The 20,829-nt window shown below is 70.9% G+C and carries 18 protein-coding genes and 2 tRNA genes; 4 read left to right on the top strand and 16 right to left on the bottom strand.

All coding sequences use genetic code 11. The features are described 5' to 3' along the window. Window positions 1–64 precede the first annotated feature (64 nt). From ndk to BLU42_RS02955, 4 genes are all read right to left on the bottom strand, one after another. Entirely contained in the window at window positions 65–499 is a 435-nt protein-coding gene (gene ndk, locus BLU42_RS02970) for a nucleoside-diphosphate kinase (RefSeq protein WP_091073192.1), read from the bottom strand. Window positions 500–548: 49 nt separating this feature from the next. Then, a complete protein-coding gene (locus BLU42_RS02965; protein WP_091073191.1) occupies window positions 549–2,366 on the bottom strand; it encodes an ABC transporter ATP-binding protein/permease in 1,818 nt (605 codons plus the stop codon). Between the two features lie 134 nt (window positions 2,367–2,500). Then, the gene (locus tag BLU42_RS02960) at window positions 2,501–2,893 is read right to left on the bottom strand and encodes a DUF4233 domain-containing protein (protein ID WP_231918412.1); all 393 of its coding nucleotides are present in this window, start codon (window positions 2,891–2,893) and stop codon (window positions 2,501–2,503) included. Beyond that, window positions 2,890–4,374, bottom strand: coding sequence for a bifunctional folylpolyglutamate synthase/dihydrofolate synthase (locus BLU42_RS02955; RefSeq protein WP_091073190.1), 1,485 nt, complete (start codon window positions 4,372–4,374; stop codon window positions 2,890–2,892). The genes BLU42_RS02960 and BLU42_RS02955 overlap by 4 nt, the downstream gene beginning before the upstream one ends. 49 nt (window positions 4,375–4,423) lie before the next feature. Between BLU42_RS02955 and valS the strand changes: the two genes are divergently transcribed. Beyond that, on the top strand, window positions 4,424–7,015 hold the full coding sequence (gene valS, locus BLU42_RS02950) for a valine--tRNA ligase (protein WP_091073189.1): 2,592 nt from the start codon (window positions 4,424–4,426) through the stop codon (window positions 7,013–7,015). A 30-nt stretch (window positions 7,016–7,045) separates the two neighbouring features. Here valS and BLU42_RS02945 read toward each other — a convergent pair whose 3' ends face one another. Both BLU42_RS02945 and BLU42_RS02940 read right to left on the bottom strand, forming a co-directional pair. Beyond that, on the bottom strand, window positions 7,046–7,234 hold the full coding sequence (locus BLU42_RS02945; RefSeq protein ID WP_091073188.1) for a hypothetical protein: 189 nt from the start codon (window positions 7,232–7,234) through the stop codon (window positions 7,046–7,048). 77 nt (window positions 7,235–7,311) lie between these two features. Then, window positions 7,312–8,346, bottom strand: a complete 1,035-nt coding sequence (locus BLU42_RS02940) for an NADPH:quinone reductase (protein WP_091073187.1) — start codon at window positions 8,344–8,346, stop codon at window positions 7,312–7,314. A gap of 52 nt (window positions 8,347–8,398) precedes the next feature. Here BLU42_RS02940 and BLU42_RS02935 point away from each other — a divergent pair, with 52 nt between their 5' ends. Together BLU42_RS02935 and BLU42_RS02930 are read left to right on the top strand one after the other, a co-directional pair. Further along, the gene (locus BLU42_RS02935) at window positions 8,399–8,878 is read left to right on the top strand and encodes a glutathione peroxidase (RefSeq protein WP_172825740.1); all 480 of its coding nucleotides are present in this window, start codon (window positions 8,399–8,401) and stop codon (window positions 8,876–8,878) included. A gap of 280 nt (window positions 8,879–9,158) precedes the next feature. Then, window positions 9,159–10,022 carry a hypothetical protein gene (locus BLU42_RS02930; RefSeq protein ID WP_157719738.1) on the top strand — a complete coding sequence of 288 codons (864 nt, stop codon included), beginning with the start codon at window positions 9,159–9,161 and terminating at the stop codon, window positions 10,020–10,022. Window positions 10,023–10,177: 155 nt separating this feature from the next. Here the strand turns inward: BLU42_RS02930 and clpX are convergent, their stop codons facing one another. The 6 genes from clpX to BLU42_RS02900 all read right to left on the bottom strand — a co-directional run bounded on the left by clpX (window position 10,178) and on the right by BLU42_RS02900 (window position 17,082). Next, window positions 10,178–11,467 (bottom strand): ATP-dependent Clp protease ATP-binding subunit ClpX, encoded by a 1,290-nt coding sequence (clpX, locus tag BLU42_RS02925; RefSeq protein WP_091073185.1) that lies wholly within the window; start codon window positions 11,465–11,467, stop codon window positions 10,178–10,180. 151 nt (window positions 11,468–11,618) lie between these two features. After that, window positions 11,619–12,221 carry an ATP-dependent Clp protease proteolytic subunit gene (locus tag BLU42_RS02920; protein WP_091079189.1) on the bottom strand — a complete coding sequence of 201 codons (603 nt, stop codon included), beginning with the start codon at window positions 12,219–12,221 and terminating at the stop codon, window positions 11,619–11,621. Window positions 12,222–12,303: 82 nt separating this feature from the next. After that, entirely contained in the window at window positions 12,304–12,948 is a 645-nt protein-coding gene (locus tag BLU42_RS02915) for an ATP-dependent Clp protease proteolytic subunit (protein WP_091073184.1), read from the bottom strand. Window positions 12,949–13,349: 401 nt separating this feature from the next. Beyond that, window positions 13,350–14,792, bottom strand: a complete 1,443-nt coding sequence (gene tig, locus BLU42_RS02910) for a trigger factor (RefSeq protein WP_091073183.1) — start codon at window positions 14,790–14,792, stop codon at window positions 13,350–13,352. Window positions 14,793–14,938: 146 nt separating this feature from the next. Continuing rightward, the gene (locus tag BLU42_RS02905) at window positions 14,939–16,477 is read right to left on the bottom strand and encodes a flotillin family protein (RefSeq protein WP_197680588.1); all 1,539 of its coding nucleotides are present in this window, start codon (window positions 16,475–16,477) and stop codon (window positions 14,939–14,941) included. Between the two features lie 101 nt (window positions 16,478–16,578). Then, window positions 16,579–17,082, bottom strand: coding sequence for an NfeD family protein (locus BLU42_RS02900; RefSeq protein ID WP_157719737.1), 504 nt, complete (start codon window positions 17,080–17,082; stop codon window positions 16,579–16,581). 111 nt (window positions 17,083–17,193) lie between these two features. On the opposite strand from BLU42_RS02900, the gene BLU42_RS02895 reads away from it, so the two are divergent. Further along, the gene (locus BLU42_RS02895; protein WP_091073181.1) at window positions 17,194–17,736 is read left to right on the top strand and encodes an AAA family ATPase; all 543 of its coding nucleotides are present in this window, start codon (window positions 17,194–17,196) and stop codon (window positions 17,734–17,736) included. Window positions 17,737–17,764: 28 nt separating this feature from the next. Here the strand turns inward: BLU42_RS02895 and BLU42_RS02890 are convergent. The 4 genes from BLU42_RS02890 to BLU42_RS02875 all read right to left on the bottom strand — a co-directional run bounded on the left by BLU42_RS02890 (window position 17,765) and on the right by BLU42_RS02875 (window position 20,760). After that, window positions 17,765–17,838 (bottom strand) — tRNA-Gly (locus BLU42_RS02890). 31 nt (window positions 17,839–17,869) lie between these two features. Continuing rightward, window positions 17,870–17,942, bottom strand: a tRNA-Pro gene (locus BLU42_RS02885). A gap of 48 nt (window positions 17,943–17,990) precedes the next feature. Then, window positions 17,991–19,679: a purine-cytosine permease family protein gene (locus tag BLU42_RS02880; protein ID WP_231918411.1), complete on the bottom strand. Its 1,689-nt coding sequence runs from the start codon at window positions 19,677–19,679 to the stop codon at window positions 17,991–17,993. Window positions 19,680–19,911: 232 nt separating this feature from the next. Beyond that, on the bottom strand, window positions 19,912–20,760 hold the full coding sequence (locus tag BLU42_RS02875) for an aldo/keto reductase (RefSeq protein ID WP_091073180.1): 849 nt from the start codon (window positions 20,758–20,760) through the stop codon (window positions 19,912–19,914). Between the last annotated feature and the right edge of the window lie 69 nt (window positions 20,761–20,829).

Genomic DNA, 20,829 nt, shown 5'->3' with positions numbered 1-20,829 from the left:
GGACACTAGACCCTATCCGGCCCGAGGGACCCCTCCGGACCGCGAGATCTCTACCCCCGGACGGTCAGCCCAGCCCGGGGAACCAGAACGCGATCTCCCGGGCGGCCGACTCGGGCGAGTCCGAGCCGTGCACGAGGTTCTCGCGGTTGGACAGCGAGAAGTCTCCGCGGATCGTCCCCGGGGCGGCCTTGCGACCGTCGGTGGCGCCGTTCAGCGCGCGGACGACCTCGATCGCCTCGTCGCCCTCGAGCACCAGGGCGACGGACGGGCCGGAGGTGATGAACGCGCGCAGCGGCGGGTAGAACGGGCGGTCGACGTGCTCGGCGTAGTGCTGGTCGGACTCCTCGCCGGTCACCTGGCGCAGCTCCATGGTCACGATCCGCAGGCCCTTGCCCTCGAAGCGCGCCAGCACCGCACCCACGAGGCCGCGGCGCACCGCGTCGGGCTTGATGAGGACGAAGGAGCGCTGCGTCGGGGCCTCGGGCGGCGTGGTGGTCATGGCCGGAACCCTATCGGCCGGACGCCGGGGGCACCGCCGCCAACCAGGGTCAGGACGCGCTGTCGCGAACCAGCGAGCCGCTGGTCCACGCGCCCTGCCCGAGCAGGACCAGCTCGCGCCGGTGCGAGGCGCCCAGGCTGCTGCGGTGCCCCACGCTAACCACCGAGGTGCGCGGCAGCCGTTCGCGGACGAGGGCGTAGAGCGCGTGCTCCATGCCCTCGTCGAGCGCCGAGGTGCTCTCGTCGAAGAAGACGAGGTCGGGCTGCAGGAGCAGCACCCGCCCGAACGCCAGCCGCTGACGCTCGCCCGGCGACAGCGTGGTCATCCAGTCCTTCGTCTCGTCGAGGTGCTCGGCGAGGTGCCCGAGCTGGACGTCGGCCAGCACGCGACGCACCGCGTGGTCGGGGAAGGCGTCCTCCGGCGCCGGGTAGGTGATCGCCGAGCGCAGCGTGCCCAGCGGCAGGTACGGCTGCTGCGCGCAGAAGACGACCTGGCCCTGGGGCCGGGAGACGACACCACGCACGTAGGGCCACAGGCCGGCAAGGCCCCGCAGCAGCGTCGTCTTGCCGCTGCCCGAGCGGCCGCGCACCAGCAGCCACTCCCCCGGTACGAGGCTCAGGTCGAGCCGGCTGACCAGCGGCTCGCCGCCCGGGCGGAAGACGTCCAGGCCCTCGACCTCCAGCCCGTTCGAGCGTCCCGAGCGCAGCGGCACCGGCAGGGCCCTCGCCTGGGCGTTCGCGTCCAGCAGCCCGGTGAGGCGGTCGAGCGTGGCGCGGTAGGAGGCGAAGTCGTCGTACGCGTTGCGGAAGAAGGAGAGCGAGCCGGCGACGTTGCCGAAGGCGGTGTCGGACTGGGTGAGGTCGCCGAAGGTGATCTGGCCCGCGAAGTAGCGCGGGGCCTGCACCAGGACGGCGATGATCCCGACGACCTGGCTGATGAGGACGTTGTAGCCCTGGAACTTGAGGTTCCGCCAGACCAGCGCCCACTGGTTGGCGATGACGGCGGAGAACCGCGTCTGCAGCCCGCCCTCCTCGACGCCCTCGCCGCCGTAGAGCGCGATCGCCTCGGAGTTGTCGCGCACCCGCGTCAGCGAGTAGCGGTAGGAGGCGTTGAGCCGCTCGGCGAGGAAGTTCAGCCTGATCAGCGGACGGCCGATCCTGATGGCGAACCAGGTCGCGACCAGGATGAAGGCGTAGGCGATGATCACGAGCGCCTTCGGCACGGTGATCCCGCCGACGTCGACCGGCCCCGACAGGCGCCACAGGATGGCGGTGAAGGAGACGAGCGTCAGCATCGCGCCGATGAGACCGAGCACGAGGGTCTGGGTGTCGCTGGTGAAGGACGACACGTCGGCCTGGATGCGCTGCTCGGGGTTGTCGACCGGCTCGGCGATGAACCGCCCGCGGTGGTACGCGGTGCCGCTCAACCAGTCGGTGACGACCTGGCGGTTGGTCCACTGGCGCCAGCGGATCGTCTGCAGGTAGCTCACGTAGTAGACGACGACCGCCTGAGCCACCGCGATGAGGGCGAGCACCGCGTACGCGGCGATGGCCCTCCAGAAGGTGGGCGGGTCCTTCTCCTGCAGGGCCGTGTAGAGCGCGTTGCCGTTGTTGGAGGCCAGCACGCTGAGCCGCACGCCGAAGACCGTGAAGAACAGCAGCAGCAGGACGGTGAGCAGCGGCCTGACGCTGCTGCGGTCGCCTCGCCGGGGCGTGAAGTAGGGCCCGGCCAACCGCCAGAACTGCCGTCCGAAGCGCGTCCTGCGGCAGAGGACGACCCCGAGGACGAAGGCCCCGATGGCGCAGAGGAGGTAGGCGCCCGCGAGCCAGAGCAGCGTGCGGTACCACTCGGTCGACCAGTCGATCATCCGGCTCTCTCCCGCCCGCCGGAGCGTTGCGCGGGCCTGTGCCCGCGGTCCGGTGGCAGCACCGTAGTGCTCGTCCGCCGCCGACGGGAGCACCTCGGAGTTACGGCTCCGCTACGTCCTCCTTCAGCGGCCTCTCAGGACGCCGCGGGCGCCTGACGTGCGTCGAGTCGCTTGCCGAGGACGAAGGAGACGACCCAGAGCGCGGCGAACATGCCGCCGACGATGAACATCGAGGGCGTGAGCAGGCCGAGCAGCAGCCCGGCGAGCTGGGCGAGCCAGCCGATCGGGTAGCCGAGCGGCTTGCGCAGCAGCCCCGCGGCCACGAGCGCGAGCACCGCCGAACCGCTGCCGAGCAGCGCGGCGGGCAGGGGGTCGACGTCGGAGACGAGGATCATCACCGGGATCGCGAGCGCGAACACGATGACCTCGAACAGCAGGACCGACAACAGGACGACCCGCATCGGGTTCTTGGGGCTCAGCGTGACCGGCGACGCGTTCGGCGGGACGGCCGGGGTGGAGGACGTCACGTCCAGCTCTCCCGCTCCTCGTCGGTGGGCTCGTCGCCGCCGAGGTCGGCCTCGAGCGGGTCCCAGTCGTCGTCGCCGTCGGCCTCCTCGCCCGGGTTCGGCGAGCCGGCGCCGGCCTGGCCGTTCCCGACCAGGAGGCCCCTCGCCTCGCCCACGAGCACCACGGAACCGCTGACGATCACGCCCGACGAACCGGCGCCGTCGCCCTCGGCGAGCCCGACGGCCGTCTCGAGCGCGTCGTCGAGGCGCGGGGCGACGGTGACGCGCTCGGCGCCGAAGACCTCGGCCGCGAGCTCGCCGAGCTCCTCGGCCGGCATCCCCCGGCCGCTGGACGCGACCTGGGTGACGACCACGTGGGTGAGCGCGGGCTCGAACGTCTCGAGCAGGCCGCGGACGTCCTTGTCGGCCATCACACCGAGGACGCCGACGAGCGGGGTGAGGTCGAAGGCCTCGTCCAGGGCGGCGACGGCCGCGGCGGCGCCGTGCGGGTTGTGCGCCGCGTCGAGCAGGACGGTCGGCGAGCGGCGGACGACCTCCAGCCGGCCGGGCACGGTGACCTGCGCGAAGCCCTCGCGGGCGACGTCGGGGTTGAGCGCCTTGAGGCCGAGGAACGCCTCGACCGCGGCGAGGGCGAGGCCGGCGTTCGACGCCTGGTGCGCCCCGTGGAGCGGCACGAACACGTCCTCGACCGGGCCCTCAGCCCCGTTGAGACGGACCAGCTGGCCGTCGACCGCGAGCTGGCGGCCGAGGACGCCGAAGTCGATGCCCTCCCGCTGCGGCAGCGCGCCGACCTCGGCGCAGCGCTCGAGCAGCACCTGCGCGGCCTCCAGGGGCTGGCCGGCCAGGATGGCGTGCGCGCCGGGCTTGATGATCCCGGCCTTCTCGCGCGCGATCTCGGCGACCGTCGAGCCGAGCAGGTGGGTGTGGTCGAGGTCGATCGGGGTGATCACGGCGACCCCGCCGTCGGCGACGTTCGTCGCGTCCCAGGTGCCGCCGAGCCCGACCTCGATCACGGCGACGTCGACGGGGGCGTCGGCGAAGGCCGCGAAGGCCATCGCCGTCATGATCTCGAAGAAGGTGCACACGACGCCGTCGATACGCTGCTCGTCGACGATCGCCACGTACGGCTCGAGCTCGGCCCAGACCTCGTCGAAGCGCTCGTCGGAGATCGGCTCGCCGTCGATGCTGATCCGCTCGGTGAGCGCGGTCAGGTGCGGGCTGGTGAAGCGCCCGGTGCGCAGGCCGGCGGCGCGCAGCAGCGACTCGGTCATCGCCGCCGTGCTGCCCTTGCCGTTGGTGCCGGTCACGTGGATCACGGGGTACGCGCGCTGCGGGTCGCCGAGCAGCTCGGTCAGCGCGGTGATGCGGCCCAGCGACGGCGCGACGCGGTGCTCGGGCCACCGGCTCGTGAGGTCGCGGACGACGTCGGCGTGGGTGCGGGTCTCGTCGGTTCCGGGCGCGGTCAGGGCGGTGTCAGGCATGGCCTCACGAGTCTAGTTCTGCCCACCGCCACCACTAAGATCGACGCTCGTGACCACCACCGCCACGGACCCCCGCACGATCTCGTTGGTCCCGGACCGCCCGGCGCTGGAGGGCCTCGAGGGGCGCTGGCTCGAGCGCTGGCGCGCCGACGGCACGTACGCCTTCGTCCGCCCGCAGGGCGACCCGGCCGCGGCTCGCGCGCAGGTCTACAGCATCGACACCCCGCCGCCCACGGTCTCGGGCTCGCTCCACGTGGGCCACGTCTTCTCCTACACCCACACCGACCTGGTCGCCCGCTACCAGCGGATGACCGGCAAGCACGTCTTCTACCCGATCGGCTGGGACGACAACGGCCTTCCGACCGAGCGCCGCGTGCAGAACTACTACGGCGTGCGCTGCGACCCGAGCGTCGCGTACGACCCGGACTTCACCCCGCCGGCCAAGCCCGACCCGAAGAACCAGGTGCCGATCAGCCGGCGCAACTTCGTCGCGCTGTGCCACGAGCTGACGAACCTCGACGAGCAGGTCTTCGAGGACATGTGGCGCCGCGTGGGCCTGAGCGTGGACTGGTCGAGCCTCTACACGACCATCTCCGACGACTCCCAGGCCGTCGCGCAGACGGCGTTCCTGCGCAACGTGCAGCGCGGCGAGGCGTACCTGTCGGAGGCGCCGACGCTGTGGGACGTGACCTTCCAGACCGCGGTCGCGCAGGCCGAGCTGGAGGCCCGCGACTACCCCGGCGCGTACCACAAGGTCGCGTTCACCAAGGCCGACGGCAACCCGGCGTACATCGAGACGACGCGCCCCGAGCTGATCGCCGCCTGCGTCGCCCTGATCGCCCACCCCGACGACGAGCGCTACGCCGACCTGTTCGGGCAGACCGTGACCTCGCCGCTCTACGGCGTGGAGCTGCCGGTGGTCGCGCACGAGGCGGCCGAGCCGGACAAGGGCTCGGGCCTGGTCATGTGCTGCACGTTCGGCGACCTGACCGACGTCACCTGGTGGCGCGAGCTGCAGCTGCCCACCCGCGTGATCATCGGTCGCGACGGCCGGATCCTGCGCGAGCAGCCGGAGTGGATCGCCGACCCGGCCACGTGGGAGGCGATCGCGGGCAAGACGACCTTCTCGGCGCGCGAGGCCGTGGTCGCCGCCCTCCGCGAGTCGGGTGCCCTCGACGGCGAGCCGACCCCGACGCAGCGCAAGGCGAACTTCTACGAGCGCGGCGAGAAGCCGCTCGAGATCGTCTCGACGCGGCAGTGGTACATCCGCAACGGCGGGCGCGACGCCGACCTCAAGGCGACGTTCGTGGCCCGCGGCGAGGAGCTCGCCTGGGTGCCGCAGCACATGAAGTACCGCTACGACAACTGGGTCAACGGGCTCAACGGCGACTGGCTCGTCTCGCGCCAGCGCTTCTTCGGCGTGCCGTTCCCGGTCTGGTACCCGGTCGACGCCGACGGCGAGCCGGACTACGCGCACCCCCTGCTGCCGGCCGAGGACCGTCTGCCGGTCGACCCCAGCAGCGACGTGCCCGACGGCTACACCGAGGACCAGCGCGGGCAGACCGGCGGGTTCGTCGCCGACCCCGACGTGATGGACACCTGGGCGGTCTCCTCGCTCACGCCGCAGATCGTGTGCGGCTGGGAGCGCGACCCGGAGCTGTTCGCGATGACCTTCCCGATGGACCTGAACACCCACGCCCACGAGATCATCCGCACCTGGCTGTTCTCGCGGGTCGTGCGGGCGCACTACGAGAACCACTCGCTGCCCTGGGCGCGCTCGATGGTCAGCGGGTTCGTCATGGACCCCGACCGCAAGAAGATGAGCAAGTCCAAGGGCAACGTCGTCGTGCCGACCGAGATCCTCGACCGCTACGGCTCGGACGCGGTCCGCTGGCGCGCGGCCAAGGCCCGGCCGGGCATGGACTCCCCCTTCGACGAGCGGGAGATGAAGGTCGGGCGCCGGCTGGCGCTGAAGGTGCTGAACGCGAGCAAGTTCGTGCTCGGCTTCGGCGTCGGCCCCGAGACCCTGGACCGCTCGCTGGTCACCGAGCCGGTCGACCGGGCGCTGCTCGTCGGGCTGGCGCAGGTGGTGGAGCAGGCGACCGCGGCCTTCGAGGCGTACGACTACACCGGTGCGCTCGAGGTGACCGAGACCTTCTTCTGGGCCTTCTGCGACGACTTCCTCGAGGTGGTCAAGGAGCGCGCGTACGGGGCGCAGGGCGAGCAGCCCGCGGCCTCGGCCCGTGCGGCCCTCGGGCTGGCGCTGCACACGCTGCTGCGGCTGCTCGCGCCGATCATGCCCTTCGCGACCGAGGAGGTGTGGTCGTGGTGGCAGGACGGTTCGATCCACCACGCGGCCTGGCCGAGCGCCGGCGAGCTCGCCGTCGAGGGCGACGCCGCGCTGATGGCCGACGTCGCGACGGCGCTCGCCGGGCTGCGGGGGGCCAAGTCCTCGGCCAAGGTCTCGATGAAGACCGAGGTCGCCCGGGTCGAGCTGCGCGGGCCGGAGGGTTCGCTGGAGCGGCTCCGTGGCGTCGAGGCCGACCTCCGGGCCGTCGGCCGGGTCACCGGCGACGTCGTCTGGACCGCCGGCGAGGCGCCGCTGGTGCTGGACGTGGAGCTGGTGCCCGCGGAGGGCTGAGCCTCCACGGACACCCGGCCCCGTGGGGCCCTACTCCTCGTCGGCGGGCGGAGCGGCCTCGGCCGTCCCGCCCGTCGTGCTCTGCGCGCCCGTCTCGGCCTCCTCGTCGGCGTCGGCCGGCCCGCGGTCCTGCACGCCGGGGACGTCGGCCTGGCCGCCCTCGATCAGACCGCCCGGGTGATCATGGTCGAGGCCCTCGCGGGGGTCGGGGTTCGTCACGGCTGCTCCTCGGGTCGTACGGATCGTGGCCTTCATCGTGCCAGGCGGGTTGCCCGCCGACCGGGTCAGTCAGTGGCTCAGGCGACGTAGATGAGGACCTTGCCGACGGCCCCGGACTGCACCGCCTCGTGCGCGGCGGCGGTCTCCTCGAGCGGGAAGCGCAGCAGCGGCAGGCCGTGCTCCTCGCCGACGCCGAGCACGCCGTCGACGAGCGCGGCCGTGATGTCCTCGGCGGCGACCTGGAGCGCGTCCTCACCGACGGTGTAGAGCAGCAGGCCCTGGAAGCGCAGGTTGCGCGCGAAGAACGGGATGATGTCGAAGGTGACGCTCTCGCCACCGTCGTTCGCGTACACCGCGATCGTGCCGTGGTTGTTCAGGACCGCGAGGTCGAGCTGGGCGTTCGGGCCCGGCGCCACCTCGGCGACGAGGTCGATGCCGTCGGGCGCCACGCGCTGGATCTCGGCGGCGGCGTCGGAGGTGCGGTAGTTCACGACGTGGTGCGCGCCGGCGGCCGTGGCCAGCGCGGCCTTCTCGTCGCTGCTGATGGTGGTGACCACCGTCGCGCCCGCCCAGCGGGCCAGCTGGATGGCAGCGTGGCCGACGGCGCCCGCTCCCCCGGCGACGAGGACCGTACGGCCCTCCAGCGCACCCGGGTGGAGGCGGGTCGGGCCCCCCTCGGCGACGGTCAGCGCGCGGTGGGCGGTCATCGCCGGGACGCCCAGCGAGGCGCCGACGTCGAAGGAGATGCCGTCGGGCAGACGCACGACGTGCTCGACGGGGACGGTCACGTACTCCTGCGCCGTGCCCGTCGGGCGCTGATGCTGGGCCAGGAAGATCCAGACCCGGTCGCCGACCTCGAGCTGCGGGTTGAGCTCGGCGGCCTCGGGGCTGATGGCCTCGACGGTGCCGGCGCCGTCCTGGTTGGGCGTCACTTCGGCGAACGGCAGGTCCTCGCCCGGCTTGCTGCCCACGCGCGACTTCCAGTCGGTCGGGTTGACCCCGGAGACCGCGATGTTCACGCGGACCTCGCCCGGACCGGGCTCGGGCACGGGACGCTCGACGAGCTCGAGGACGGACGGGTCGCCGGTGGTGCGGTAGACGATGCTCTTCATGCTGGTGACAAGGCGTCGCCCGCGCTGGTTAGTCCCGACCTACGATCGGTACGTGCCCCTCTCCGACTTCACCGCCACCTCGCTCACCGGCGTCGAGACCCCGCTCTCCACGTACGACGGGCAGGTCGTGCTCGTCGTCAACACCGCCTCCAAGTGCGGGCTCACGCCGCAGTACGAGGGCCTCGAGCAGCTCTACCGAGAGCACAAGGACGAGGGCCTGGTCGTGCTCGGCTTCCCCTGCGACCAGTTCGCGCACCAGGAGCCGGGCTCGGCGGAGGAGATCTCCGACTTCTGCACGATGAACTACGGCGTCAGCTTTCCGATGTTCGCCAAGGTCGACGTCAACGGCGAGGACGCCCACCCGCTCTTCCGCTGGCTCAAGGACGAGCGTTCCGGCCTGCTCGGCGGCGCCATCAAGTGGAACTTCACCAAGTTCCTCGTCGGCCGCGACGGCCAGGTCCTCGACCGCTTCGCCCCGACCACCACCCCGGACAAGCTCGAGCCCGACGTCGAGAAGGCCCTGCGCGCCTGACCGTTGGGTCCCTGACCCTGGTCCCCCGCCACCTCGCGTCCGCGCCCTGCCCGCTCGTCACTTCGCCTCCCTGGAACGACCACTGGTCATCTGTGGTCGCTCCTGAGTGGCGAAACCGCCCTCTACTGACCAGTGGTCGGTCGACGAGCGGGGCTTCTCCACAGGCGGCCGGCGGCCTCGTCCACAGTCCGCCGTCGGACCGGCACGATCCGCGCGTCCTCCTTACGACCTTGGTGTGGATCTCGTACTCGGCAAGGCTCCGCGGCGGACCTGGGACCGCGTGGCGCGCGGGCTGTGGACTCCGCGCGGCACGACGCTCGCCGGCGACGACCTGCTTCGTGCATGGACGCTCGTCCTGCCGGCGACGGCGGGCTTCACCCATCTGACCGCCGCCAATGCGTACGGCTGGTGGCTGCCGGAGGCGCCACCGCACCCGGTCTTCGCGGCTATGCCCTCCTCGGAACCCCGACCGCGGCGGCCCGGAGCACTCGTCTACCGCCATCCGCACCCTCCGGAGATGCGTGACCTTCGCGGGCTACGTCTGACCACACCGGCCGAGACCCTGCTCGCCCTCGCTCGCGACCTCACGCCGCTGGACGTGATCGTGCTCGCGGACTCAGCGGTCCGCCAGGGCGACGTGACCGTCGAGGAACTGGCCCAGGTGTCGTCTGGCACCCGCCGCCGCGGTGCGCCTGCGCTGAGGGCGTTGATCCCGCTGATCGACCCGCGGAGCGAGTCGGCCTGGGAGTCCGTGATGCGCATGCTTCACGACGCTGCGGACATCCCCGTGGAGCCGCAGCACGAGCTGACGGACAAGCACGGACGCTTCGTGGCTCGCGCTGATCTCTGGATCTGCGGCACGCGACGCGTCCACGAGTACGACGGTGGCATCCACCGCGAGCCGCTGACTCACGCCTCGGACTTGAGCCGCGACCGTGCCATGGCCCTCGCGGGTTGGGAGCGACACGGCTTCACCAAGCGGCACCTGCTCCACGAGGGCGCCTCGATCGTCCGGGCGAGCGACGAGTTGCTCGGGCGGCCCTGGGACGTCTGCCGGCTGCAGGCCTGGGAGGGCCTGCTCAACGCCTCGATGCTCAGACCCGCCGGACGACAGCGAGTCCTCCGACGCTGGGGCCTGGCCTGAGGTGTAGCCGTACTCAACGCCGATCTGCCCGTGTCGTCCGGGAGACCAGTGGTCATTAGGGGTCGCTAGCGAGCCTCAAGAACGACCACAAGTGACCAGTGGTCACTCACGGAACCCGCAGCGTCAGGCCTCCCCGCAGAGAGGCGTAAGGAGGGTCAGGCGGACTTCTCGCGACGCTCGCGCTTGGCGAACTTCTCGCGGGGGACGAGGGTCGGGTTGACCGCGTCGCGGACGACCTCGCCGGTGATGACGACCTGGGCGACGTCCTCGCGGCTCGGGACGTCGTACATGACGTTGAGCAGGACCTCTTCGAGGATCGCGCGGAGACCGCGGGCGCCCGTCCCGCGCAGCAGCGCGAGGTCGGCGACGGCCTCGACGGCGTCCGGGGTGAACTCGAGGTCGACGCCGTCGAGCTCGAAGAGCTTGCGGAACTGCTTGATGAGCGCGTTCTTCGGCTCGACGAGGATGCGGATCAGCGCGTCGCGGTCGAGCGGGGCGACCGAGGAGATCATCGGCAGGCGCCCGATGAACTCGGGGATCAGCCCGAACTTCACCAGGTCCTCCGGACGCACGTCGGCGTACGGGTCCTCGCTGTCGGGCTTGCGCGAGTCGACGCTGTTGTTGAAGCCGAGCGGCCGCTTGCCCACCCGCGAGGACACGATGTGCTCCAGGCCGGCGAAAGCGCCGCCGACGATGAACAGCACGTTCGTCGTGTCGATCTGGATGAAGTCCTGGTGCGGGTGCTTGCGCCCGCCCTGCGGCGGCACCGAGGCCGACGTGCCCTCGAGGATCTTGAGCAGCGCCTGCTGCACGCCCTCGCCGGAGACGTCGCGGGTGATCGACGGGTTTTCGCTCTTGCGGGCGATCTTGTCGACCTCGTCGATGTAGATGATGCCGGTCTCGGCCTTCTTGACGTCGAAGTCGGCGGCCTGGATGAGCTTGAGGAGGATGTTCTCGACGTCCTCGCCCACGTAACCGGCCTCGGTCAGCGCCGTGGCGTCGGCGATCGCGAAGGGGACGTTCAGCATCTTGGCCAGCGTCTGGGCCAGGTAGGTCTTGCCGCAGCCGGTCGGGCCGATCAGGAGGATGTTGCTCTTGCCGAGCTCGACGGTGTCGTCCTCACCGCGACGGGCGGGCGCGTTGGCCTGCGCCTGCACCCGCTTGTAGTGGTTGTAGACCGCGACCGCGAGGGCCTTCTTGGCGTTGCCCTGGCCGATGACGTAGCCGTCGAGGAACTGCCTGATCTGGTGCGGCTTGGGCAGCTCGTCGAGGAGCCCGACCTCACCGGTCTCGGAAAACTCCTCCTCGATGATCTCGTTGCACAGGTCGATGCACTCGTCGCAGATGTAGACCCCGGGGCCTGCGATCAGCTTCTTGACCTGCTTCTGGCTCTTGCCGCAGAACGAGCACTTGAGGAGGTCGCCGCTCTCACCGATCCGGGCCACGCCATCTCCTCACATTGCTGCACACACACGGCACGTCCGTGCCCGGTCGGGGGCTTTCGTGGTCCCCACACCCTAAGCCCCGAGCCTCGAGGATGGGGGGATAAATCGCGAGTCCCGGCTGCGGCGCACCGCAGCCGGGACCCAGCGGTCGTCAGGCCGGGACGGCCTTGAGCGAGGTCAGGATCTCGTCGATGATCCCGTACTCGAGCGCCTGCTCGGCGGTGAGGTACTTGTCGCGCTCGATGTCGCGGCTGACCTCGTCGGTGGACTTGCCCGTGTCCGTGGAGAGCATGTCCTCCATCAGGGATCGGATCCGGAGGATCTCGCGGGCCTGGATCTCGATGTCGGAGGACTGGCCGTAACCGCCCTCGGTCGCCGGCTGGTGGATCAGGATCCGGCTGTTCGGCAGCGCGAGACGCTTGCCCTTGGTGCCGGCGGCGAGGATCACCGCGGCGGCCGACGCGGCCTGCCCGAGGCAGACCGTACGCACGTCGGGCTTGATGTAGCGCATCGTGTCGTAGATCGCCGTCAGCGCGGTGAACGAGCCACCGGGGCTGTTGATGTAGATCTCGATGTCACGGTCGGCGTCCATCTGCTGCAGGCAGAGGAGCTGGGCCATGACCGCGTTGGCGATCTCGTCGCTGATCGGGGTGCCGAGGAAGATGATGCGGTCCTCGAACAGCTTGGTGTAGGGGTCGATGCGCCGCATCCCGTAGGACGTGCGCTCCTCCCACTGCGGGATGTAGTAGTCCATCTGGGGGGCGAACGGCTGCCCCTCGGCGAACGGCGCTCCGAACTTGCTGCTCATCGGTGTTCCTTCGTACGTGTCGGGGCGGTCAGGAGTTAGGCGCGTCGGCGGCGTCGGGGATCTGCGCGGCCGAGGTGTAGACCCGGTCGATCAGCCCGTACTTGAGGGCCTCGTCGGCGGTGAACCAGCGGTCGCGGTCGGAGTCCGACTCGATCTGCTCGAGCGTCTGACCGGTGTGCTCGGCGATCAGCTTCTGCATGACGTTCTTGATGTGCAGCGACTGCTCGGCCTGGATGCGGATGTCGCTCGCCGTGCCGCCGAGGCCGCCGGAGGGCTGGTGCATCATGATCCGGCTGTGCGGCAGGGCGTAGCGCTTGCCCTTGGTGCCGGCGCAGAGCAGGAACTGCCCCATCGAGGCCGCGAGGCCCATGGCCACGGTCGCGACGTCGTTGGAGATCCAGTTCATCGTGTCGTAGATCGCCATGCCCGAGTCGACGGAACCGCCGGGGCTGTTGATGTAGAGGTAGATGTCCTTGTGCGGGTCCTCGGCGTTCAGCAGCAGCATCTGCGCGCAGATCGCGTTCGCGTTCTCGTCGCGCACCTCGGAGCCGAGGAAGATGATGCGGTTGGCCAGGAGCGACTGGTAGACGTTGTCGTCCAGCCCGATCCCGCCACGCGCCGCCGCGCGAGGGGCTTCGACCGCGCCGAGGGGTGAGTTGAAGGAGGCGTTCACGGAGCCGAACCTACCCGGCGCCACCGACGTTTCGGGTGGGCCGTCGCTGCTGTTCGCTGTCGGCGCAGTGGCCGGACGCACCGCCTGAGCGGTCGTGCACGCACCACCCGCACCGCTCGTACGGCTGCACGGTCCTGCAAGGACCGGGACGGACCTCATGAGCCGTCGACCACCGCCGGGTGCTCGGGCAGCAGGGCCCGGAAAGGCCGGAGGACGGCCCGGTCAGATGACCGGAACCGCCCTCCGCTCCCGTGCGACGACGAACGGTGGTGCTCCCCCGAGCCGCTCCCCGACCGTCGTGCCTGGGTCTCACCAGTGTGCAGGGCGAAACTCGTCTTCGGCTCTACGAGGCGTCAGAACTGTCTCAAGTCTGCCTCGGCGAGCACCGCCCTGCGTCCTGGTCAGGACTGCTGCGCGTCCTCGTCCTGCTGCTCGTCCTGCGCGGACTCGGCGTCGGCGAGGACGGCCGCCGCGGCGGCCTCGTCCTGCGCGTCGTCCTCGGGCGAGCCGAGCGAGCCGTCCTCACGGATCGAGCTCAGGTCGACGGTGCCGCCGTTGGAGTCGGTCACGGTCGCGGCCTCGACGATGCTCGCCAGCGCCTTGCCGCGCCGGATCTCGACCATGTACTCCTCGATGTGGTGCGGGTGCTCCTGCAGGTGCTCCGCGATCTGCTGCGGCGCGGTGCCCTCGGCCTGCGCGCGACGCAGGATGTGCTGCGTCAGGTCGTTCTGGTCGACGCCGATCTCGGAGGTCTCCGCGACCTTGTCGAGGACCATCTGGGCCTTGAGCGACTGGTTCGCCCGACGCTCGACGTCGGCCCAGAACTCCTCCTCGGTCTGGTCCTCCTCGCTGTCGGCGAGGTACTGCTCGAGGGTGAGGCCGGCCTGCGCGAGCTGGCCGGTGATCTGCTGGCGGCGACCCTCGAGCTCGTTGGTGAGGAGGTTCTCGGGCACGGCGACGTCGATCGAGTCGACGAGCGCCTCGAGCACGGCGTCGCGGGCCTGCGTGGCCTGCTCGAGCCGCGCCGCGTTGGTGGCCATCGTCTCGATGCTGGCGCGCAGCTCCTCGATGGTGTCGAACTCCGACGCCTCCTGGGCGAAGTCGTCGTCGGCCTCGGGGAGCTCCTGGCTCTGCACCTTGGCGACGGTGACCTCGATGTCGGCCTCCTCGTCCTTCAGCGGGCCGCCGACCAGGGTCGAGCGGAACGTCGCCGACTCCCCCGCCGACAGACCGGTGATGGCCTCGTCCAGGCCGTCGAGCATCTGGCCGGAGCCGACGGTGTACTCGAGGTCCTCGGCGGTGGCGTCGGGCAGGGCCTCGCCGTCGTTGCTGGCGGTGAGGCTCAGCGTGACGAGGTCACCCTCGGCGGCACCGCGCTCGACGGTCGTCCGGCTGCCGAAGCGGCTGCGCAGGACGTCGATCTGGGAGTCGACGATGCCGTCGGCCACCTCGAGGGCGCCCACCTGGACCGAGATCGCCGAGGTGTCCGGCACCTCGAACTCGGGACGGACGTCGACCTCGGCGGTGAACTCGATGAGGTCGCCGTCCTCGAGCTTGGTGACCTCGACGTCGGGCTGGGCCAGCGGCGTCAGGGAGTTCTCGGTGACCGCCGCGCCGTAGAAGCGCGACCAGGAGTCGTTGAACGCCTCCTGGATGACGACTCCGCGCCCGAAGCGCTGGTCGATGACCATCGGGGGGACCTTGCCCTTGCGGAAGCCGGGCACGGTGATCGTGCGGGCGATGTCGGCGTACGCCTTGTCCAGGCTGGGCTTGAGGTCCCTGAAGGGGATCTCGACGGTGATCTTGACCCGCGTGGGGCTGAGCTGCTCGACGGTGCTGGGCACGGTGCTGGGACTCCTGGAAGGTCTGTGGCTGGCTGGCGGGACGGCGCGTCGGACCGACGGATCGGTACGCGTCGCGCTCCGGCTCGACGGTCCAGCGTACGGGGGCCTGCCGCAGGCGCACCAATCCGCCTGCGGCAGGCGCCCCGTCAGGCCTGCGAGCCGCCCGTCCCGTTGCCGCTGACGTGACCCGCCGGGCCGGCCAGGCTCTGGCTCACACGTCCGGCCGAGCGCTCGATCAGCGTCTCGAGGTCGAGGCCCGTCGCCGACTTGAGCATCTGCAGCGTCTGGGTCACGTTGTCGGTGACCTGGCGGGGCAGGGCGCCGGCGCCGTCGGTGGAGATGACGGTCAGCTGGTCGATGGCGCTGATCGGCGCGGCGACCTCCTTCGCGATCTGTGGCAGGACCTCGATGAGCATCTGCAGCACGGCGGCCTCGTTGTACTGCGCGAAGGCCTCCGCGCGCTTGTTCATCGCCTCGGCCTCGGCGTTGCCGACGGCCAGCGTGGCCGCGGCGTTCGCCTCGCCCTCGGCCCGGGTCGCCTCCGCCTCCGCGACGCGTCGGGCCTTGGCCGCCTCACCGCGCTTGGCGCCCTCGATGGCCTCGGCCTCGGCGAGCGAGGAGCGCCGCGCCCGCTCGGCCTCACCGGTCAGGCGGTCCTCCTCGGACTTGGCCTGGGCGGCGGCGATGGTCGAGGCCTTGCGCGCCTCGGCGGCGGCGATCTGCGCGTTGCGTGCGGCCGCGGCCTCCTGCTCCACCTTGTAGCGGTTGGCGTCGGCGGGCTTGCGGACCTGCGTCTCCAGCTGGCGCTCGGTGAGCGCGGCCTGGCGGACGGCCACCTTCTCCTGCTCAAGCAGGATCGCCTGGTCCCGGTCGGCCTGCGCGAGCGGACCGGCCGAGGCGGCGCGGGCGGACGCCGCGTCGGTCTCGGACCTGATCTCGGCCTGCCGCAGCGCGAGCTGGCGCTGGGCCACCGCGATCTCCTCCTCCGACTTGATGCGCGCCTGCTCGGCGGCCTGGCGGGCGTTCGCCTCGGCGATCGCAGCGGTCTGGCCGATGCGCGCGGCCTCGGGCCGGCCGAGGTCGGCGAGGTAGCTGCCGTCGTCGGTGACGTCCTGGATCTGGAACGTGTCGAGGATCAGGCCCTGGCCGGTGAGGGAGTTCTCGCTCTCGTCGGCCACGCGCTGGGCGAAGGCCGCGCGGTCGCGGATGATCTGCTCGACGGTCAGCCCGCCCACGATTGAGCGCAGCGCACCGGCGAGCACCTCCTGGGTGAAGGGCTCGATCTCGTTCTGCTGGGACAGGAAGCGCTGGGCCGCCAGGCGGATCTGGTCGGCGTTGCCGCCCACCTTGACGATGGCCACGCCCTCGACGTTGAGCTTGATGCCCTGACCCGAGACGGCGCCGCGGATCTGCACCGAGATCCGCCGGCTCGACAGGTCCATGGTCGCCAGCCGCTGCACGAACGGGACTACAAAGGAGCCGCCGCCCAGCACGACCTTCTGCCCCGACAGGTCGGTGGTGAGCTGGCCCGTCTCCGGGTTGAGCACCGCCTTGCCCTTGCGTCCGGTGACGATGAAGGCCTGGTTGGGCCCGGCGACCTTGTAGCGGCTGGTGACCAGCAGCACGAGGAGGATCACCAGGACGACGAGGCCGCCGATGGGGAGCAGCAGGTCGGGCACGGGCACGGGTGGGGCCTCTCGGGGTGGGTCCGCTCAGGTGGCGGAGGTGGCGGTGCTGGGGTCCAGGGTCGCGTGCGGGAGGGTCACCGCGACGACGGTCGGGGCGCTCATCCGAGCTCGCGGTGGACAGGGGCGACCGCGACCGCGGTCGGCGAGAGCACGGCGGTGACGTAGACCTCCGTGCCCGGCTCGACGGGACCGTCGGCGCGCGCGTTCAGCTGCAGGGAGTGGCCCCCGACGAGCACGCGGACGACGCCGAACCCGCCCTCGGGGATGCCCGTCACGACCTTGGCGTCGCGACCGACGGTGTCCTCGGTGGTCACGGTGTCGTCGCTGCCGCCGCCACGCACCACGCGTGTGAGCCAGCCGGCGAACCAGGCGAAGACCACCCCGACGAGGCCGCCGACGACCACGGCGAGCCAGGTCGGGGTGCCCAGGCCGTCGCTCAGCGCCGCGCCGAAGCCGAAGGCCGACACGAAGCCGCCGATGACGGCGCTGGAGAAGACGTCGGAGGGCAGGGCGTCGAAGATCCCGTCGAACAGGTCGCCGAGCAGGAGCGAGACGCCGAGCAGGACGAGGCCGACCACGCCCAGGACGAGGAAGAGCGTCATGCCGGCCACCTCCTTCGTGCGCGCGTCAGGCGTATCCGCCCGAGTGCGCATCGTAGGGGCAGGACGGGTCCGCGCAGGCGGCGTACGCGAACCTGCCGCTACGGTCGCCGGGTGGCGACGCTCCTCCACCTCAACGGGCCGCCCGGCATCGGCAAGTCGACGCTCGCCAGCCTCTGGGCCGATCGGCACCCGGGCACGCTCGACCTGGACATCGACCAGCTGCACCCCCTGATCGGCGGGTGGCGGGACCCGGGGCAGGACACGCACGCGCTGGCCCGGCCGCTGGGCAAGGCGCTCGCCGCCAGCCACCTCGGCTCGGGGCACGACGTCGTCATGCCCCAGAACATCACCCGGCTGAGCGAGGTCGAGGCGTTCGAGGAGATCGCGCACGCCCGGGGTGCGGACTTCCGGGAGGTCGTCCTCCTCGACGACCGCGACGCCGCGCTCGCCCGCTTCGAGACGCGCACCGACGACTCGGCCTGGAACCGCCACAACCGCGAGGTCGTCGCCGCCCTCGGCGGGGCGGACTTCCTCGGGGCGATGTACGACGCGCTGCTCGAGGTCCTCGCCGCCCGGCCCGGCGCCGTCGTCCTGCGCAGCACCGCCGGAGCGGTCGAGGAGACGTACGCCGCCCTGGAGCGGGCGCTGGCCTGAGTGGCTCAGGCCCCGATGACGAGGGGCCTGGAGCGGATGACGGGAATCGAACCCGCGTAGCCAGTTTGGAAGACTGGGGCTCTACCATTGAGCTACATCCGCACGACCGGTGGCCGAGCCGGAACTCTACCGGTCGGGGCGACAGGACTCGAACCTGCGATCTTCTGCTCCCAAAGCAGACGCGCTAGCCACTACGCTACGCCCCGGCACAGCCGACGACCCCGCGAGGAGTCGTCGACCGGCGAGGGCCCACTCTATCGGCCTGGCGCCGCCTCCATCGCCGTCTGCGCCGGCAGGACGTGCTCGGCCCGCGCGTCGGTGCTCAGGCAGAGCGAGCAGACGAAGGCGTCGTGCGCCTCGCAGGCGCACATGTCCGGGCGCTCGTACGCCTGGCCGCAGACGTGGCAGTCGAGCATCACGTCCGAGGGGTTGCCGAAGTCGTCGAGCATCGGCAGTGCGACCCCGTCGTCGGTGCGGCGCAGGTACCACCGCCCCTTCGTCGCGAGGGCGAGCACCGGCGGGAGCACGAGCGCGAGCGCGATCGCCACGAGCGGCGAGAACGGCTGCAGGCCGGCGCCGAGGCCGCCGAAGAAGCAGACGATCGAGACGCCGGCGGCAACGAGCATCGAGCCGAACCCGACCGGGTTGACCGCGTGCAGCATCCCGCGACGGAACTCCGGCTGCTTGGGCGAGAGCTTGAGCAGGTACTTGTTGAACGTGATGTCCGAGGCGACGGTCACGATCCAGGCCATGCCGCAGTTGGCGTAGAAGCCGAGGATCGTGTTGAGGAAGTCGAACATGTTCGCCTCCATCAGCACGAGCGCGACGAGCAGGTTGACGCCGACGAAGACGAGCCGGCCCGGGTAGCGCTTGGTGACGCGGGTGAACGAGTTCGTCCAGGCGAGCGAGCCCGAGTACGCGTTGGTCACGTTGATCTTGACCTGGCTGATCACGACGAGGACGACCGCGAGGCCGAGGGCGACCGGCGCCGGCATGATGTCGCGGTAGATCTCGAGGAACTGGTGCACCGGCTGGTTGGCCACGGCCGCGCCGTCGGCGACGTTCGCGATGATGTACACGGCGAGGAAGAGACCGATGACCTGCTTGATCGCCCCGAAGACGACCCAGCCCGGACCGGCGATGATCATGGCGCGCCACCACCTGCCGGAGTTCTCCGGCGTGCGCGCCGGCATGAACCGCAGGTAGTCGATCTGCTCGGCGATCTGCGCGATGAGCGACAGGCAGACGCCGGCGGCCAGCATCACCGAACCGATGTTCGGCGTCCCCGCACCGTCCTCGCCCTGGTAGGCGAAGAACGAGCCGACCGACTCCGGGTGGCTGATCAGCAGGTACGCGAACGGCAGCACCATGAGCACGAGCCAGAGCGGCGTCGTCCACAGCTGCAGCTTGGAGAGCACCTTCATCCCGTAGACGACGAGCGGGAAGATGATCAACGTCGAGACCGCGTAGCCGGCCCACAGAGGCACCCCGAGCCCGAGCTCGAGGCCCTGGGCCATGATCGAGCCCTCGAGGGCGAAGAAGATGAAGGTGAACGTCGCGAAGATGACGTTGCTGACCACCGAGCCGTAGTAGCCGAAACCGCTCCCCCGCGTGATCAGGTCGAGGTCGAGGTTGTAGCGCGCCGCGTAGTACGCGACGGGGAACCCGGTCAGGAAGATCACCACCGCGAAGACGGCGATGCCCCAGAGCGCGTTCGTGGTCCCGTACGAGATGCCGATGTTCGCGCCGATGGCGAAGTCGGCGAGGTACGCGATCCCGCCGAGCGCGGAGACGGCGACGACGCCGGTCGACCAGCGGCGGTAGTGCCGCGGGGCGAAGCGGAGGGTGTAGTCCTCCAGCGTTTCCCGGGTGGCGCTGCCCGGCGTGTGCGCCGTCTCGCCGGGCGGCGTCTCGGTCAGCCGGGGGGTGAGCTCCTGGGTCATGCGCGCTCCTGACTAGAGGTGGTCGCGCACGAGCCTGTCGAGGGGCTGTTCCGAGCAGGTTCCAGCGGTGTTCAGGATTGTTTCAGGTTCCGCACGAGCAGCCGGGTCTCACAGGGGGCACCGCTAGACGGCACGAGGCGCACCCTGCTCCGCGACGCGCACCCTGCAGGGTGCGCGCGACGGAGGTGGGTACGCCTCGTGGACGCGCCGCGGTGCTCCCGCGGTCGCCGCGTCAGTCCGGGATGTAGTCGAAGACGTCCGGGTTCGGGCCCGTACGCCCCTTCTCGCCCTGGTCGAGGGCGCTGATCAGCGCGAGGTCCTCGTCGGTGAGCTCGAAGTCGAAGATGTCGTAGTTGGCCTGGATCCGCTCCGGCGTCACCGACTTGGGGAAGACGACGTGGCCGAGCTGGACGTGCCAGCGCAGCGTGACCTGGGCCGTGCTCTTGCCGACGCGCTCGGCGATGGTGGAGATGGTCGGGTCCTTGAGCACCCCGCCCTGGGCGATCGGCGACCAGGCCTCGGTGGCGATGCCGTGCTCGGCGCCGTACGCGCGCACCTCGTCGTTGGTGAAGAACGGGTGCACCTCGACCTGGTTGACCGCCGGGACGACGTCGGTCTCGCGGGCCAGGCGGCGCAGGTGGTGCGGGGTGAAGTTGGAGACGCCGATCGAGCGGGCGCGGCCGTCGCGGTAGAACTCCTCGAGCACCTTCCACGTGGACACGAAGTCGCCGTCGTAGCGGGTCGGCAGCGGCCAGTGGATGAGGAACAGGTCGACGTGGTCGGTGCCCAGCTTGGACAGGGTCTCGTCGAAGGCGCGACGGGCGTCGTCGGGCGCGTGGAAGCCGTTGTTCAGCTTGCTGGTGACGAAGACGTCGTCACGGTCGAGCCCGGAGGTGCGGATGCCCTCGCCGACCTCGGCCTCGTTGCCGTACATCTCGGCGGTGTCGATGTGGCGGTAGCCGATCTCGAGCGCGGTGCGCACGGCCTGCGCGGTCTCGGACGGGTCGATCTGGAACACCCCGAAGCCGAGCTGCGGGATGGTGCGGCCGTCGTTCAGGGAGACGTCGGGGACGTCGGTCATGCGTGGCTCCTAGCGTCGGGAAGCGCGGCGCCGGTCCTCGGCGCGCAGCAGCAACCCAACGTAGTCGGC

Origin of the sequence: Microlunatus sagamiharensis (genome assembly GCF_900105785.1) — a bacterium.
Lineage (GTDB): Bacteria > Actinomycetota > Actinomycetes > Propionibacteriales > Propionibacteriaceae > Microlunatus > Microlunatus sagamiharensis.
Note: the sequence above shows the minus strand (reverse complement) of the source record. Positions and strands in the feature narration are given on the sequence as shown.